Annotated in this window: 16 protein-coding genes; 1 reads left to right on the top strand and 15 read right to left on the bottom strand. The window is 66.8% G+C overall.

Annotation, left to right across the window (positions count from 1 at the left end; genetic code table 11):
• Positions 1-191: 191 nt before the first annotated feature.
• The 11 genes from pufC to ACO06X_RS05675 all read right to left on the bottom strand — a co-directional run bounded on the left by pufC (position 192) and on the right by ACO06X_RS05675 (position 10,206).
• Entirely contained in the window at positions 192-1,262 is a 1,071-nt protein-coding gene (gene pufC / locus ACO06X_RS05725) for a photosynthetic reaction center cytochrome PufC (protein ID WP_421838996.1), read from the bottom strand.
• Between the two features lie 8 nt (positions 1,263-1,270).
• Positions 1,271-2,239 (bottom strand): photosynthetic reaction center subunit M, encoded by a 969-nt coding sequence (pufM, locus tag ACO06X_RS05720; protein WP_298168461.1) that lies wholly within the window; start codon positions 2,237-2,239, stop codon positions 1,271-1,273.
• Positions 2,240-2,252: 13 nt separating this feature from the next.
• Positions 2,253-3,077, bottom strand: coding sequence for a photosynthetic reaction center subunit L (pufL, locus tag ACO06X_RS05715; protein WP_421838995.1), 825 nt, complete (start codon positions 3,075-3,077; stop codon positions 2,253-2,255).
• A gap of 131 nt (positions 3,078-3,208) precedes the next feature.
• Positions 3,209-3,388 (bottom strand): light-harvesting antenna LH1, alpha subunit, encoded by a 180-nt coding sequence (gene pufA, locus ACO06X_RS05710; protein ID WP_298171240.1) that lies wholly within the window; start codon positions 3,386-3,388, stop codon positions 3,209-3,211.
• A gap of 108 nt (positions 3,389-3,496) precedes the next feature.
• Entirely contained in the window at positions 3,497-3,649 is a 153-nt protein-coding gene (gene pufB, locus ACO06X_RS05705) for a light-harvesting antenna LH1, beta subunit (protein WP_072383985.1), read from the bottom strand.
• Between the two features lie 124 nt (positions 3,650-3,773).
• Positions 3,774-5,219, bottom strand: coding sequence for a chlorophyllide a reductase subunit Z (bchZ, locus tag ACO06X_RS05700; RefSeq protein WP_421838994.1), 1,446 nt, complete (start codon positions 5,217-5,219; stop codon positions 3,774-3,776).
• A complete protein-coding gene (locus tag ACO06X_RS05695; RefSeq protein ID WP_421838993.1) occupies positions 5,216-5,383 on the bottom strand; it encodes a hypothetical protein in 168 nt (55 codons plus the stop codon). Before ACO06X_RS05695 ends, bchZ begins: the two co-directional genes overlap by 4 nt.
• On the bottom strand, positions 5,380-6,918 hold the full coding sequence (gene bchY, locus ACO06X_RS05690; RefSeq protein ID WP_421838992.1) for a chlorophyllide a reductase subunit Y: 1,539 nt from the start codon (positions 6,916-6,918) through the stop codon (positions 5,380-5,382). Before bchY ends, ACO06X_RS05695 begins: the two co-directional genes overlap by 4 nt.
• Positions 6,908-7,903, bottom strand: coding sequence for a chlorophyllide a reductase iron protein subunit X (locus ACO06X_RS05685; protein WP_421838991.1), 996 nt, complete (start codon positions 7,901-7,903; stop codon positions 6,908-6,910). The genes bchY and ACO06X_RS05685 overlap by 11 nt, the downstream gene beginning before the upstream one ends.
• Positions 7,900-8,835, bottom strand: a complete 936-nt coding sequence (gene bchC, locus ACO06X_RS05680; protein ID WP_421838990.1) for a chlorophyll synthesis pathway protein BchC — start codon at positions 8,833-8,835, stop codon at positions 7,900-7,902. Before bchC ends, ACO06X_RS05685 begins: the two co-directional genes overlap by 4 nt.
• Before the next feature lie 198 nt (positions 8,836-9,033).
• The gene (locus tag ACO06X_RS05675; protein WP_421838989.1) at positions 9,034-10,206 is read right to left on the bottom strand and encodes a methyltransferase; all 1,173 of its coding nucleotides are present in this window, start codon (positions 10,204-10,206) and stop codon (positions 9,034-9,036) included.
• Between the two features lie 87 nt (positions 10,207-10,293).
• On the opposite strand from ACO06X_RS05675, the gene ACO06X_RS05670 reads away from it, so the two are divergent.
• Entirely contained in the window at positions 10,294-11,433 is a 1,140-nt protein-coding gene (locus ACO06X_RS05670; protein ID WP_421838988.1) for a hypothetical protein, read from the top strand.
• 4 nt (positions 11,434-11,437) lie between these two features.
• Here ACO06X_RS05670 and ACO06X_RS05665 read toward each other — a convergent pair whose 3' ends face one another.
• From ACO06X_RS05665 to bchI, 4 genes are read right to left on the bottom strand one after another with little or no spacing between them, the layout of a single operon-like run.
• Entirely contained in the window at positions 11,438-11,575 is a 138-nt protein-coding gene (locus ACO06X_RS05665) for a hypothetical protein (protein WP_298171255.1), read from the bottom strand.
• A gap of 14 nt (positions 11,576-11,589) precedes the next feature.
• Complete coding sequence (gene bchO, locus ACO06X_RS05660) at positions 11,590-12,465, bottom strand: alpha/beta fold hydrolase BchO (protein WP_421838987.1); 876 nt, start codon at positions 12,463-12,465, stop codon at positions 11,590-11,592.
• The gene (locus ACO06X_RS05655) at positions 12,462-14,150 is read right to left on the bottom strand and encodes a magnesium chelatase subunit D (protein ID WP_421838986.1); all 1,689 of its coding nucleotides are present in this window, start codon (positions 14,148-14,150) and stop codon (positions 12,462-12,464) included. The genes bchO and ACO06X_RS05655 overlap by 4 nt, the downstream gene beginning before the upstream one ends.
• Positions 14,147-15,148: a magnesium chelatase ATPase subunit I gene (bchI, locus tag ACO06X_RS05650; protein WP_421838985.1), complete on the bottom strand. Its 1,002-nt coding sequence runs from the start codon at positions 15,146-15,148 to the stop codon at positions 14,147-14,149. The genes ACO06X_RS05655 and bchI overlap by 4 nt, the downstream gene beginning before the upstream one ends.
• Between the last annotated feature and the right edge of the window lie 35 nt (positions 15,149-15,183).

Raw genomic sequence — 15,183 nt, 5'->3', positions numbered from 1 at the left:
GGCTAACGCATCGTCAAAGGTCTGCAACAGCGCGGTTGTCTCGCCAGAAGGCTTGATGCCCGCTATGCTGCACTTATTTCCGCAGTAGCCCCACCCACAAAAAGAAAACCCCCGCGATCCGTGTGGGATCGCAGGGGCCAGGTGTTCCGCGCCGGTTGCGTGCGCGGGGGTGTTGTGTTGCTTGACCGGGGTCAGGGCATCTTGGTTGCCGCCGCAGCCGGAACTGCCGGGGCAGGAGCAGCCGCTGCCGTGATCATCGGACCGGTCGGCCGCAGGGCCGGGTAGTCCTTGACCATCGATACACCGCCGAGAGGCTTGTTGATGCCGCGGTGGCAGGTCGTGCAGTTGACCTTGAGCGGATCACCCTGCGGGCCCAGCCGGTGCTTGGGGAACACACTGGCGAGTGTGCCGATGTATTCACCATTGATGTCACGCACCATCCGGTAGCCGTACCAGGCGCCAACGCGCTTGGGGGTACTCCTGTTCCACGCCTGGAACGAGTCGGTATTGTGGCAGAACGTGCAGTTCACGCCCAGCGCCGAGGAGGTGTGCATCATCAGGCTGTAGGTGCCCTCGGTATCCATGACCGATGTTTTGTCGAGCGGCGAGGGGTGGCTATACTTCGACTGGACCCGGATGTTGCTGGAATTCGCGTCAAACAGGTACTTTGCGAAAGCAGCGTTGGGCAGCGAGGAATAGGCCGTGCTGACCATCGGCGCATTCTGGCCGTGCTTGTTGCCGAGGATCGTGTCCGGATTGCCCTTTGCCGGCAGCGCCCAGTTTTCCGTGGGAACGGCCTGACCACGGTGGCAGGTGTAGCAGGTAACACCGGTCTGCTTAACGTGCTGTGTCCAGCCCGTGTTGATTTTCCGGGTCATCTGCAGCATCCGCCGCGCAACCTTCTTGGTGTAGATCTCGTCCGAAGCCATGTTCGCCGGATTGTGGCAGTAGTTGCAGCCTTGCTCCGGTGCGATCCACTGCGTGATCGCGGCCATTGTGTAACTGAACTCGTCCTCCGAGATGTCCCCCAGAACCTGCACGTTCTGATAGGCTTCCTTGGCAGGACGGCCACCCGGCTTGGGCGGATCATAGGGCGGCGGCGGCACGACATTGATCGGATCGATCTTCTTGCTCGCCGCAGCGAGCGTGATCTGATCCATGCCGGTGCCGCGATAGCCATATTGCTTGGCGGACTTGGTTTCCAGTTGGCAGGCACCGAGCAGTGCCGCGCCGGCGAGGACCGCGCCGAGGCGCAGTAGCATGGTGCTTCTCATTGTCCCGTGCTCCCCAATGCCGGATCGACGACCCCGGTGTCGGGATAGGCCGGCGCGTAGTGGTGCTGTTGTGCCCAAAGGTACCAATTATCGACAACGGTGCCGGTGAGCAGGATGCCGATACCGCCGGTCAGCGTGGTCAGCACGGCAAACCACCAGGCCCAGCGGTGAATCGATTCCATCGTGGCATTGAAGCCCATGGTCCAGCGCCAGAACAGGGCCGCACGCTCCGATGCAGTACCGCGATCGGTGATCTGCTCGATCTCGCGCTCACCGCCGTAGCGGCCGACTGCCAGAATGGTTGCGCCGTGCATCGCGAAGAGCAGGGTCGAGCCATAAAGGAAGGCGATCGAGAGGGCATGGAACGGATTGTAGAACAGGTTGCCATAGCGGATCGAAAACGCAGCAGTCCAATCGAGATGCGGGAAGATGCCGAAGGGCACCGCTTCAGACCAGCTGCCCATGAAGGCGGGCCGGATGAAGCCGAGCACGAGGTACAGCCAGATCGCTGACATGAACGCCCAGAATACGTGGGTGCCCATGCCGAGTGCGCGGGCCCGGCGGTAGGTCCGGATCGACCACAGCAGGACCGAGAGCGTCAGGAACATGCCGGCGAGGATCCACCAGCCGCCCTTGGCGAGCGGAACGATGGGCGAGAAGCCGTATTCCGGCCCCGGCGGTTCGAGGCTGAGCCAGGGCAGCATGCGGACGAACTGGATGGGGTTCCAGTTCACTGATGCCATCATGTTGAGCCCGATGATCTCGAACGCGATGAACCCGCACAGGAGGGCGAGGAGCCCCGTCCATCCAAGGTAGATCGGGCCGAGCTGGGCCTGGCCAAAGCGGCCAAAGAGGTGGTTGAACCCTACGGCGGTGCCGCGAGGATCACTGCCGGGCTTCATCCCGATGCCCATTTCCGGGGCATGGCTGAGCTGAACCTGGGTGAAGATATTCTGGTAAGCCATGGCTAGTCCTCCTTCACGACCAGATCGGCAGATTGAGCCACCAGTTCCACCATTCCGGCCAGCCCTTGGTCCAGAGCGGGCCGCTGATGATGATGCAGACCGCGCTCCAGAAGCCGGCGTTGAGCGCCAGCAGCAGGCCCAGGCGGTGGATGCCCAGGGTACCGATCGAGTAACCGATCAGATCGCGGAAGAAGGTGTCTTCGTATTCCGGCGTCTTGACGGTCTCACCCTCTTTGGGATTGACCGCGGACAGCACCAGCGCGCCGTGCAATGCGAGCGCGAGGCAGGTGGTGAAGAAGAACGACACCGCCAGCATGTGCGCCGGATTGTAGTGGAAGTGCAGGTACTGGTAGCCGGTGTTCGACACCCAATCGAGGTGGCTGAAGATCCCGTAGGGGAAGCCGAAGTGCCAGGCACCCAGCAAGACCGGACGGATCACCACCAGCGAAACGTAGGCGAAGATCGCAAACCCGAAGGCGATGGGCACATGAAAGCCCATGCCGAGTTTGCGGCAGATTTCGACCTCTCGCAACGCCCACGATGTGAACGATACGATCGCGCAGACCGTGATGACCTGCCAGAATCCGCCATGACTGAGCGGGGCAAACCCCAGGCCGTATTTGAGATCAGGTGGGGCGATCGAGATCAGCCAGGGGTTCCACGTGCCGCCTTGTGAGGCACAGTAGAGAATGAGGGCGGTTCCGAGCGAGGCGAAGATCGCCGTGATCACTCCGAAAAACCCAACGTAGAACGGGCCGACCCAAAAGTCGAAAAGGTCCCCGCCGATCAACGTGCCTCCGCGCACGCGATACTGCCGCTCGAAACTGAGGAGCGCCATAGCTCTATCCTCCCCCGCCCAAGCCTGGCGGGCACAAGTACATGGAAAATCAACCGGTTCCCCCCGGCAGTGCCGGAGGCGGCATGTCCCCCATCAGATGGGTGGGATGCCGCCTCTTGCCTTGCAGGTGGTCAGGGTGCGGCCGCGCCAGCGGCTGCGGCTGCCGGGGCCGCAGTGTGCGGGCCGTCGAGCCAGTTGAAGCGAGGCGTGCTGAGCAGGATGAAGTGAATCACGATTGCCAGCACAAACAGGAAGGCAGCAAGAGCCACCAGGGCCCTGCGCGGATCGAAAATAAGCCAGACTCTCCACATGGTATCTGTCCTTGTGAATGCGCCATCTGGGCGCGGTCGTACATGTTCGGCCAAGAAAAGGCCGGGTGGCCGTTGCGGCCAAACGCGGTAGTTGTGTCGGTGGATTTCTTACGAAATCCAGGGACGCCACGACCACACGAGCGCGTGGGCAACCACGGCAACTGCGGTGAAGCCGAGGAAGCTGCTCATGAACAGCTTGTGGAATTCCTTGGCTTCTTCGGGGGTCAGGTAGGTCCTGAGCCCAAGGCGATCATCGCTCATTTCTGCATCTCCAGTATTGACGTGCAAAGCGAGAGGCGGCGATCGCCCCCCGGCGATATTCCAACGGCCGAAACCGAGGGAATGGTGGTGCCCGCGTTGGCGCGGGTCATTTCGTGCGCGCGGCTCATGGTGCGGAAGCACCGAGCAGCGCATCTGCCAGCCTGTCGGGGCTGACGATGCTTTCGCCTTCGCGGCGCGCGGCGGCTTCAGCCGCGTCGCGCAGGCGCTTGGCAAAGGAGATGCGGATGAGGACCGGCTGTGCTTCGACCAGTTCGTCGAGCCGCGCCTTGGCCTCGTCGCTCCACGGCAGCTCGCGGTGGAGCCGCGCCGGCGTGGCGGGCACCGCATCGAGCTGGGTGGCCAGCGGGAGGATGTGGAACAGCGCGTCGAACAGCGCGTTGCACACTTCCTGGATCAGGTAGGTCGCCCCCGAATAACCCATGAAGGGCGTGCCGGGGTGGCGGCGGATCGCTGCACCCGGGAAGCTCGCCGGGATGTAGATGCTGCGCGCGCCGCATTCGGCGAGGTACATCCGCTCGTTATAGCTGCCGAACACGACCATCGGCGCGCCGGCGCGGATCGCATCGCGCACGTCTTCGTTCTTCGGCTTCACACCCGCACTGCGCGAGAAGGCGAAGGCGCAGGGCAGGCCCATGTCCTCTTCGAGGAAATGGCGAATTCCGCGCGTGTAGGTCTCGTTGGCGACGATGCCGAAGCTCGCCGTGCCGAAGAAGTCCTGCGTGACCGAGCGCCACAGGTCCCACAGCGGCTTGATCGTGGTGTGCTTCTCGCGCGTGATGAACGGCTCGGGATCAAGACCCAGCGATGCGCCCAGCGCTTCGAGGAAGCGGGTGGTCGACGTGAGGCCGACCGGCGCCTGGAAGTAGGGCCGCTCGAGCACTTCGCACAGGTTCCGCCCGAACTCGCGGTAAAGGCAGACGTTCGCGTCGGCATCCGCCAGCTTGCGGATATCGGCAAGATGGCAGCCCAGCGGGAAGACCACGTTCACCTCGGCGCCGATGCCTTCGATCAGGCGGCGCACTTCGGCAAGGTCCGAGGCCATGTTGAACATGCCGTAGGCCGGGCCGATGATGTTGACGCGGGGCTTCTCACCGTCCTTGCGCGCCTTGGGGGCGGGCATCGCCTTGGGGCCGAACTCGGTCCATAGCCAGCTCAGCGCGCGGTCGGCCGATTGCCACTGATCCTCGTCGATCGTGCGCGGCAGGAAGCGCTTGATATTGGTGCCGCCGGGCGTCACGCCGCCGCCGATCATCTCGGCGATCGAGCCGGTGACGACGACCGCCGGGAGATCCGGGTCGAGCGTCTTCCAGGCGCGGCGCATGGCGGCTTCGGTGCCGGTCTTGCCGAGCTCTTCCTCGCCCAGGCCGGTCACGACGATGGGCAGTTCATGCGGCGGCAGGCCATCGGTGTAGTGCAGCACCGAGGTGACCGGCAGATTCTCGCAGCCCACCGGGCCGTCGATGATGACCTGCAGGCCCTTGACCGCAGTAAAGACGTAGACCGCGCCCCAATAGCCGCCGGCCCGATCGTGATCGATGATCAGCGTCATGCGCGCGCTCCGAACATCTGGCTCAGGGCCTTGCCCAGGCTATGGCCGAACAGCAGCACCGACGTTTCGTCGGAGGGCAGGCTTGATGGCTGAACGGCCGGCTGCCGCGCGGGCTGGACAGTGATGGCGAGGCGCTGGTCGCCGTAGGAGATGAGAAAGATCATGAGCCCACCGCCTCGGCCGCCTTGCGGGCAGCCTCGTTCAAGGCCGCGTACTTCTTCTTGAAGCTTGGGCGGTCCTGCGGGGTATCTTCCCAGACACCGGTGGCATGCCCGGTGCCGACGCCGTCGAAGAAGGCAGCCATGCGGTCGAAGCGCGCCTTGCCGGCGATGGCCGTGTTGACCACCATGGCCAGGCTGCCGGCACCCGCCGGGCCCATCAGCGGCCGGGCCGAGATGAGGTTGGTGAAATAGAGCGCCGGGATCGCCATCTGCTTGGCATGCTGAACCACCGGCGTCGTCCCGATGGCGAGATCGGGGCGGAATTCCTCGACCGCCGCAATGTCCTGCTCGAGGCTGGCGCGATACTGCACTTTCACGCCGCGGGCCTGGAGCCACTCGCGATCGGGATCAGACCAGACCGTGCGCGGGCAGGCGGTGCCGACATAGCGCACGTCCGCGCCGCTTTCGATCAGCAGGCGGGCGACCAGCAGCTCCGAGCCTTCATAGCCCGAAACGGTGATCCGGCCCTTGATCGGGCGGGCTGCAAGCGCTGCGGTGATCGCGGGCAGGATGCGGTTCTGCGCGGCGGCGACCAGATCGGCCTTTACGCCGCAAGCCTGGCCAATCGCGGCGAGCCAGTCGGCCGTGCCATCGCGGCCAACCGGCGCCGAGCCGACGACCGTGCGCCCGGCAGCTTCGAATTCGCGCACGCTGGCGGTGTAGAAGGGGTGGATCGCGGCGACGACGGCGCAATCAAGCGCGGCATAGAGCTCGCGCCATTCGCGGGTCGGCACGACCGGCCCGGCAGCCAGGCCCATCGGTTCGAGCATCTGGGCAATGCCCATCGGGTCGACCGGGAACATCTCGCCCAGCAGGGTGACGGTCGGCTTGTCGGGCCGCGTCTGGGGCGCGCTCACCGGGCCTGCTTCAGCCTCGCTGCGGGCGTAGGCGAGCATGGCTCCGGCGAGCACGTCCTTGGCTTCGGCGTGGGTCGGAATGCCGAAACCGGGGACATCGATGCCGATGATCCGGACGCCGTTGATTTCCTTGCCCAGCAGACGGAGCGGAACGCCGCTGGCCGTGGGCACGCAGAGGTTGGTGACCACGATCGCATCGTAGTGCTCGGGATCGGCGAGGTTCTCGACCGCTTCCTTGATATCCTCAAAGAGCTTGCCGGTGACGAGCGTTTCCGAATTGAACGGAACATAGCCCACGCTGCGCCGCGCGCCGTAGAAGTGCGAGGTGAAGGTGAGGCCATAGACGCAGCAGGCCGAGCCGGAGAGCACGCTTGCGGTGCGCCGCATGCGAAGGCCCACGCGCAGCGAGCCGAACGCGGGGCACATCGATTGGGGCTGATCGTGCGGGCCGACCGGATAATCGGCGGCATAGCGATCGAGCACTTCGCTCTTGCCTGCGGCGCGGGCCGCCTCGCGCATCCGGTCCGTGCCGCCATGGCAGCCGCCCCCGTCGCCCGCGGGGACGAGCGCGTCCGGTGTGGCGTCGATACGGTCAGCAGGGGGGCGCGCGTCAGATGTCATCGTAGACGACCTCCAGCGAAGCCTTGGGTTCGAACGAGCCGCCGCGCATGTCGGCCTGGGTCGCGGGCAGCAATGTCACGCTGCCGCCGGTTTCCTCGGGCGAGAACAGGCCGAGCAGGCCGTCCTGATCGAGCGGCTTGGGCCGGCGCGGCGGGGCGGTGGCCACGTTCTCGGCGAGTTCCTCGAACAGGCTGCCCCACTGCGTGTCAGGCCGGCCGATGATCTGGTAATTGGCGGATTTGCGGCGAATGTCCTCGTCCGCCGGGATCGCGCAGAGCACCGGGATATCGACCGCCTCGGCAAAGGCCTTCGCCTCGCCGGTGCCGTCGTCCTTGTTGATGATCATGCCCGCAACGCCGACATTGCCGCCCATCGAGCGGAAGTATTCGACCGCCTTGCAGACGTTGTTCGCCACGTAGAGCGACTGCAAGTCGTTCGAGCCGACGACGATGACCTTCTGGCACATGTCGCGCGCGATCGGCAGGCCGAAGCCGCCGCAGACCACGTCGCCGAGGAAATCGAGCAACACGTAATCGAAGCCCCACTCGTGGAAGCCCAGCTTCTCGAGCAGTTCGAAACCGTGGATGATACCGCGCCCACCGCAACCACGGCCGACTTCAGGTCCGCCGAGCTCCATCGCGAAAACGCCGTCGCGCTGGAAGCACACGTCCTCGATCTTCACTTCCTCACCCGCCAGCTTCTTGCGCGAAGAGGTTTCGATGATCGTCGGGCAACTCTTGCCGCCGAACAGCAGCGAGGTGGTATCGGACTTGGGATCGCAGCCGATCAGCAGCACGCGCTTGCCCTGCTGCGCCATCATGTAGCTGAGGTTGGAAAGCGCGAAGCTCTTGCCCGAGCCGCCCTTGCCGTAGATCGCGATGATCTGCGTTTCCTTGGTCACTTCGGTAGGCACAATCGCGTCGGGTTCGATCGCCGCTTCATCGCGAAGCGCTTGAACGCGCGCAGATGCTTCAAGAGTCGTCATGCGCAGTTGCTCCAGTCGAGAACCATTTTCAGGCAGTTGCGGTCTGTGAAGGCCGCAGGATAAGCCTCGGCCGCCTCGCTCGCGGGGCGAACGTCGGTAACCAGGCCGCTGAGGTCGAGCCGGCCGTCGCGAATGAGATCGCGCGTACGGTCGAGGTCGCCGGGGCTCCACTCCGCTGCCACGCGAATGCGGGCCTCGGCGCGGAAGGCCACCGGGAAGGCGAAGTTCAGCCGGTCCGAATAGAACCCGGCGAGGTTGATCTCGCCGCCGCGCGCGAGGCGCGAGAGCAGCGTATCGAGAATGTTCGAATCGCCGCTGGCATCGCAGATCGAGCGATAATCGCGGCGCGGATCGGCATCGGGCGCGACGACTGTGTAGCCGATTGCACCGGCAGTACGGAGCGGATCGGTTTCCCAGACGGTGGGGGCAGGTGCGCCCAGCGCCATCGTGATGCGGGCGAGCAGGCGGCCAAGCACGCCGTGGCCGACGATGAGATCGGGCAGGGTGCCGCCATCGAGCGCATGAAGCGCCGTCGCGGCGAGGGCGAAGAGCACGCCGTCAGCCTGCAGCGACTCGTCGATGGTGAGTGCGCGGGTCGACGGGAGAACGAGGCGGCGAGCCGAGCCGCCGAACAGGCCGCGCGCATCGCGGAAGCAGCTGGCGCCGGGAACGAAGACCCAATCACCGATTCGCGCCCAGGCATCCCGGCCAGCATCGATCACCCGGCCAACCGATTCGTACCCCGGCACGAGCGGATAACCCATGCCCGGAAACATCGGCATTTTCCCGGTCCAGAGCAGCTTTTCGGTGCCTGTGCTGATGCCGCTCCAGCGGACTTCGACGACAACGTCGGAACCGGTCGGCGCATCGAGCGCGAGGGGGCGGAGTGCCAACTGCTCCGGTGCCTCCATGATGAGCGCTAATGCTTCCACGACCACTTTTCCCCTCAGCCCGAGGCCGGACGGCGTGCCGTTCGGTCTAGGGGGCTTTCCGAGTGTCAGCTTACATTGTCATCAAGAAGTGTCAACTCGACACTACACTTTTGTGCAGACTGCTCCTGCGACAAGCTGTGCAGGAACGCCGGTGATCCGTTTTGGTGGTACTTTGCGAGGGGCCGCTGGGCGGCCGGCTCAGACACGTGCGACGATCGCGCCGCAGACCAGCGGGAGGTGGGTCGGAAGCTCCTTCCAGCTCGCAAACCCGGCGCTTCTGAGCATCGCGCCAAGCTCGGCCGGACGGCGCGGGCGCCCCGATCCCATCGCCCAGAGGTAAAGCCCGAAGTATGCATCGCCCATCGCGGCGCCGCCCGTGGCGCCGGCCATCGGCTCGCCGATCAGCAGCGTGCCGCCCGGCGGCAGCGCGGCGCGCACAGCCCGCAGGATGCGCAGCGCCGGTTCATCGTCGTGGTCGTGCAGGATGCGCACCAGCGTCACGAGATCGAAGCCGGTGGGCAGCGGATCATGGAGAAAGCTGCCCTTGTGCAGGGAAAGCCGCGGCGCGATCAGCGCGTCGCGCCCGAGCGTCGCCTCTGCTCCGGACACAACGTCGGGCAGATCGAACAGGCCGAGTCGCAGAGAAGGCGCCGCCATCCCGACCGCGCGCACAAATGCGCCTGTGCCTCCGCCCACATCAAGCAACGCCTTGTGGCGGCTGAACTTGTAGGCGGCGACGAGCTGTTCGCTGACCATCGCCTGCGAGGCGGCCATCAGCGCGGAATAAGCGGTTGCCGCAGGGGCGTTGTCCGCGTCGCCCTGCCGCCCTGGCGGCACTGCGCCCGTCGCGCTGGCCCGCGCATAGGTCCAGAATTCGGACAGCGCGGTCGGTTCCTTGCGGTCCGCGCGCAGCAGCGCCAGCGGATCGGCGAGGTCGGTGTAAAGCAGCGCGTGGTGGCGGATCATCGCCCGCGCACCCGGATTGCACTGGAGCGCAGCGCCATCCATCCCCAGCGTCCAGCGCCCGCCCGGCAGCGACTCGGCGATCCCCAGCGAGGCGGCAGCGCGCAGCAGGCGCTCGGTCGCGGCCATGCCCAGTCCGGCGCGATTCGCCGCCGTTGCCGTATCGCAGGCGCCCTCGGCAAGCAGGTCCAGCAAGCCGCCCTCGACGCAGGCCGTCAGCACCTGCGCATAGGCGAATCCGGCCACCAGATCGAACGCCCGCCGCGCACGGGAGCGCACGATCGGGCGCGTCAGCGGGAAGGCGGCGCTCCATTGCTGGAACTTCGGATTGGTCAGAAGGCGGTTGCGCCAGCTGATCCAGCGTTCCCGGAGGCCAACCCTTTCGGGCAAATCCAGACGATTGGACATATCCATATGTCAATTACATTGGACATTTAGCGGCAATGCGTCAATCATCCCTGCACGCTCCGCGGATGGGGCAAGGGAGATTGAACCATGTGGCGAGGCCAGACCCCCGCAGATGGTGCGTTGCGGTTCAAGGACAGTGGCCCCGAAACGGCCGAGGAGTGGCCGCCGCTGTGGAAGGGCATTGCACGGATGAACGGCGCCCTGCCGCCCGCGCCGGTCGCTCCCGATCCCTGGGCCCTGCTTAACCGGGGTGAGGATGACCGCCTTGTCCGCGCACCCGGCAGCCGCGACAGTGATGCGCATCCCCGCTTCGATACGCCGGTGCCGCCGGGCGGCTACAGCTGGTGGTATGTCGATGCGCTGAGCGACGACGGGCAGCACGGCCTCACCCTGATCGCCTTCATCGGCAGCGTGTTCTCACCCTATTTCAAGCGTTCCGGACGCGGGAACCCGCTGGATCACTGCGCGCTCAATGTCGCGCTCTATGGCCCCAAGGCGCGCTGGACGATGACCGAGCGGGGCGAGCACGCCGTCAAGCCCGAGGCAGATCAGTTCGCGATCGGGCCCAGCTCGGTGCGCTGGGCGGGGGACTGCCTGATCATCGACATCGAGGAAGTCGACAAGCGGATCATGAACCCGTTCCGCCGGCGTGTGGCAGGGCAGATCAAGGTCTGGCCCGAAATGCTCAACACCGAAGCCTTCGCGCTCGATCCCGCAGGCAAGCACTTGTGGCACTGCCTTGCCCCGCGCGCGCGGATCTCGGTTGAAATGCAGGCGCCCGAGCTGAGCTGGAAGGGCAGCGCCTATCTCGATTCCAACCGCGGTTCGGAGTCGCTGGAGGAAGGCTTCCGCGTGTGGCACTGGTCGCGCGCCCATCTCGGCAAGCATGTCGCGGTGTTCTATGAGGGTCAGCGCCGCGATGGTTCGACTTTTGCGAGCGCGCTGCGCTTCGATTCCGCCGGTGTCCCGCACGAAGCGGACCTGCCGCCAACGGCCCCGCTGCCCAACACGATGTGGCAGATGGAGCGTGTGACCCGCGCCGATCGCGGCCTCGCCCGGGTGCGGCGGACATGGGAGGATTCGCCCTTCTATACCCGCTCGACGCTCCATGCGCGGCTCTATGGCGAACCGGTGGTGGCGATGCAGGAAACGCTCTCGCTGGACCGCTTCTGCTCACCGATCGTGCAGCAACTGATCCCGCACCGAATGCCGAGGGCGCGGCGCTGAGCGCTCAGTCCTTCGGCGCCGCGTCCTTCTTCGCCTTGTCCCTGGCAATCTCGCGGTTGACGGAGACGAGCTGCCACACGCCCAGCGAAAGCGCGATGCCGCCAAAGACAACCATCTCGATCCAACCGAAGTTCTGAGCCACGCGCTGCCTCCCTCTCAAGCATGTATCGGCGCGGTGGCGGCAATGGCCTCCGCAACGAGATCCGCGCGCTCTTCGTGCGCCAGGTGGCCCAGTCCTGCAAGCACGCTGAGCGTGGCCTGCGGCAGCAGTTTGGCCGCCTGCTCGACCGAGCTGGTCGGCACGGCAGCGTCCTTCGCGCCGTGGATCAGGCGGACCCGCGCCGCGACCTTGGGCAGATCACGCTGCAGCCCGGCAAGGTCCCACCCGGCCATCATCTCCAGCGCGCCCCGGCAATGCAGCGCGTTGCCGAGCAGCATGGCGTAGCAGCGCACGCCATCGGTATCGATCTGCGAACCGGTCGAGCGGACGAGCAGTCGCCCGGTATCGCCTGAGGTCCGCGCGCTGGCAGCAAACAGACGCGGAACCAGCGGATTGAGCACGAGCGCACGCGCGAGCCCCTGAAACAACGGCGCGAAAAACCCGGGAAACGGGGAGAGGGCGGCATTGAGGCCGATGACCTCGGGCACCGCGAACCCCTCGCGGATCATTCTGAGCGCAATCGCCGCCCCTGCCGAATGGCCGATCAGCCGCTCCGGCCGAACCTCCAGCTGGTTCAGCAGCGCCGTCACCGCCGCCGCCATGCCGGGCAGCGTCAGTCCGCCCGGCGGCCGCCCGCGCGTGAAGCCGTGGCCGGGCAGGTCCATCGCGATCACGCGGTGTTCCCTGGCCAGCAGCGGCATCAGGTGCCGCCAGCTGTGCGTCGCCGCGCCGGTGCCGTGGAGCAGCACCACCGCCGGGCCTTCGCCCATCTCCTGCACATGCCAGGTCAGGGGCCCCGCCTGCACGAACCGGCTCGCCGCGCGATGCGGCCAATCGCGGCCGTCGGTTTCCCAGACGAGCGGCTTGCTCATGTCAGCGCCCCGATCACCTTGCTCAGCGTGGCCGCATTCGCCTGCGGTAGCGGCACATAGCGCGCGCGCATGGCCGCAGCGACGGCTGAAGCTTCGGGGCGAGGGCGGGGCGAGATGTCGATCACCACGCCGGCAAGGCCAGCCGCCGCAATCGCGCGCCCGGCTTTCAGCGCGTCTTGCGTGGCCACCGCCCGGTTGGCGCTGCCATCGAGCGCGATGTTGCCGCGCCCGTCGGTCAGGATCACCAGCAGCGGTGTATAACCGCGCCGCGTCAGGCCGGTGCCGAGCGTGCAGACCAGCGAGAGGCCTGCCGCAAGCGGGGTGCCGCCGCCGCCCGGCAGCTCCGTCAGCGCCCGCCGCGCGCGGGTCAGCGAACGGGTGGGCGGCAGCAGCAGCTGCGCATCGCTTCCCCGGAACGCCACAAGCGCGACTTCCGTGCGCTTCACATAAGCTTGCGCCAGCAGCAGCTCGACCGCGCCCTTGGCCTCGGCAAGCCGGCTAAACGCCGCCGAACCTGAAGCATCGACTGCAAAGATCGTGACCGAAGCGCTGCGCGCCTCGAACCGGCGGACGCGCACATCGTCCTTCATGATCCGCAGGCCCGCGCGCGCCTCGCCTTCCGCCCGCCGCAGCGCCTGCCACGGTACAGCCGCGCGCAGCGTATCGATCAACGCAAGCCTAGCTCCGCCGCGCGGCAGGCCCTGTCGTGCGGCCAGTGGACGGCCCCGCAGCGGCGAAAGATGCCGCGCGCCGCCGCCACTCCCCGCTCCGCGCCGGGTGCGGCCATCCGCCAGGGCCTCGAGCAGGCCGGGCGGAATGGCCGCCACCGCCGCTTCGATAAGCTGGTCCGGATCGGGCGTCCCGTTATCTTCCTGCTCCTCGTCGCCCGGCGTATCCGGCTCGCTGTCCGCGGGCGGCGGGGGAGGGGGCGGGGCCTCCTCCTCATCCTCGGGTGGGGGCGGCGGCAAGCGCGTCGCGCGCGGGGCGAGCACCAGCCGGGCCGCCGCTGCAAGATCGCTTTCGCGCACAATACCGCGCCCATCGAGCCGCGCGCTGGCCCCGGCAGTGAGCGCGGCAAACCGCAGCGCCCGCCCGGAATCGACCCCCAGCGCCAGCGAAACGGCGGCAAGCGCTTCCAGCCCTTCCGCGCTGCAGGCCGGGATCTCGGCGGGGGAAGCCAGCGGCTGGGGCAGTTCCGTCTGCGCCAGTCCGCCCGGTGCAGCGCTTCCCAGTTCGCAAGCGAACGCCACGCGCTCGGTCAGGCTCAGCGGCGGCACCTCGTCCCGTTCCGCGCCGTCATCGAGCAGCACGAGGCCGAAACGCTCGCCCGCTTCCGCATGGTCCAGCGCCTGCGCCACGCTGCCCGCAAGCGATGCGGTGATCCGCTCGGCCAACGGCGCAATCACCACGCCGCCGCGCGCTTCCTCCAGAAAGCCTGACCGCGAGATACTGCGTCCCGCTGCAAGGCTCGCGGCCAGGTCAATCCCGCCGTGCAGGCGCTCGGTGTCGATATGCGCGGGCATGCGCCTCAGGCGCACCGTCTGGCCCAGCCGCTCGACCAGCGCATCGCGCGCCGGGCCGGGGCCGCGCAGCCAGAGCCCGCCGAAGCCCGCCGGCCAGAGCGCAAAGGCACGCAGCGCCAGCGCCGCATCCTCTGCGGCGGACGGCGCATCAGGCGATGTCATCCAAACACCTCGGCCACCGCGCGTTCGATGCGGATGGTCGATCCGGTTTCGTCGAGTACATCGCGCCGCAGGCGGTGGCGCAGCGCCATCGGGGCAACCGCGATCACGTGCTTGCGCTTGACCGTATCGGCCCCTTCCAGCGCGGCCTGCGCACGCGCCGCGCGCATCACGGTGAGCTCGCCGCGCAGCCCGTCGGCCTTGCAGGCCATGCACAGGCGCGAGGCATCGTAGAGCACTTCGTCCGGCGTCTCGACCGAAGGCAGCCGGCTCCGCCCCCGCGCAATGCGCCGCACGATCTTGGCATCCGCCGCCGCCCATTCCTCGCAAAACGTCGCTGCATCGCGTTCATGCGCGGCGCAGCGGCGCATGATTTCCACGCGCGCATCGAGCGTCTGCGGGGTGCGCACTTCCACCGAAAGCCCGAACCGGTCGAGCAGCTGCGGGCGCAGTTCACCTTCCTCCGGATTGCCGCTGCCGATCAGCACGAACTTTGCCTTGTGCCGCACCGAAAGCCCCTCGCGCTCGACAAGGTTTTCGCCCGAAGCCGCCACATCGAGCAGCAGATCGACAAGGTGATCCTCCAGCAGGTTGATCTCGTCGATATAGAGAAAGCCCCGATGCGCCTTGGCCAGCAGCCCCGGCTCGAAGCGCTTTTCGCCCGAGCGCAGCGCGCGTTCGAGATCGAGCGCGCCGATCACGCGGTCCTCCGTCGCGCCCAGCGGCAGATCGACAAAGGGCACCGCGCGCTTCGCTGTCTTCTTCGATGTACAGGGATCTGGACAGGTCCCCGCGTCGGTCGGCGCGCAGCCAAAGCGGCAGCCTTCCACCGCCACAATGGGCGGCAGAATCGCGGCAAGTGCCCGCGCTGCCGTCGATTTTCCGGTCCCGCGATCGCCGAAGACCATCACGCCCCCGATAGCGGGATCGACAGCGGCGAGCAGCAGGGCCTGCTTCATTTCGTCTTGCGCGACGATGGCGGAGAAGGGGAAGCGGTTCATAGTGTCAACCAATCTGGACTATGCGGGTTGTAACG

Source organism: Novosphingobium sp. (assembly GCF_965229225.1).
Lineage (GTDB): Bacteria > Pseudomonadota > Alphaproteobacteria > Sphingomonadales > Sphingomonadaceae > Novosphingobium.
This window is presented reverse-complemented; position numbering and strand designations above follow the sequence as displayed.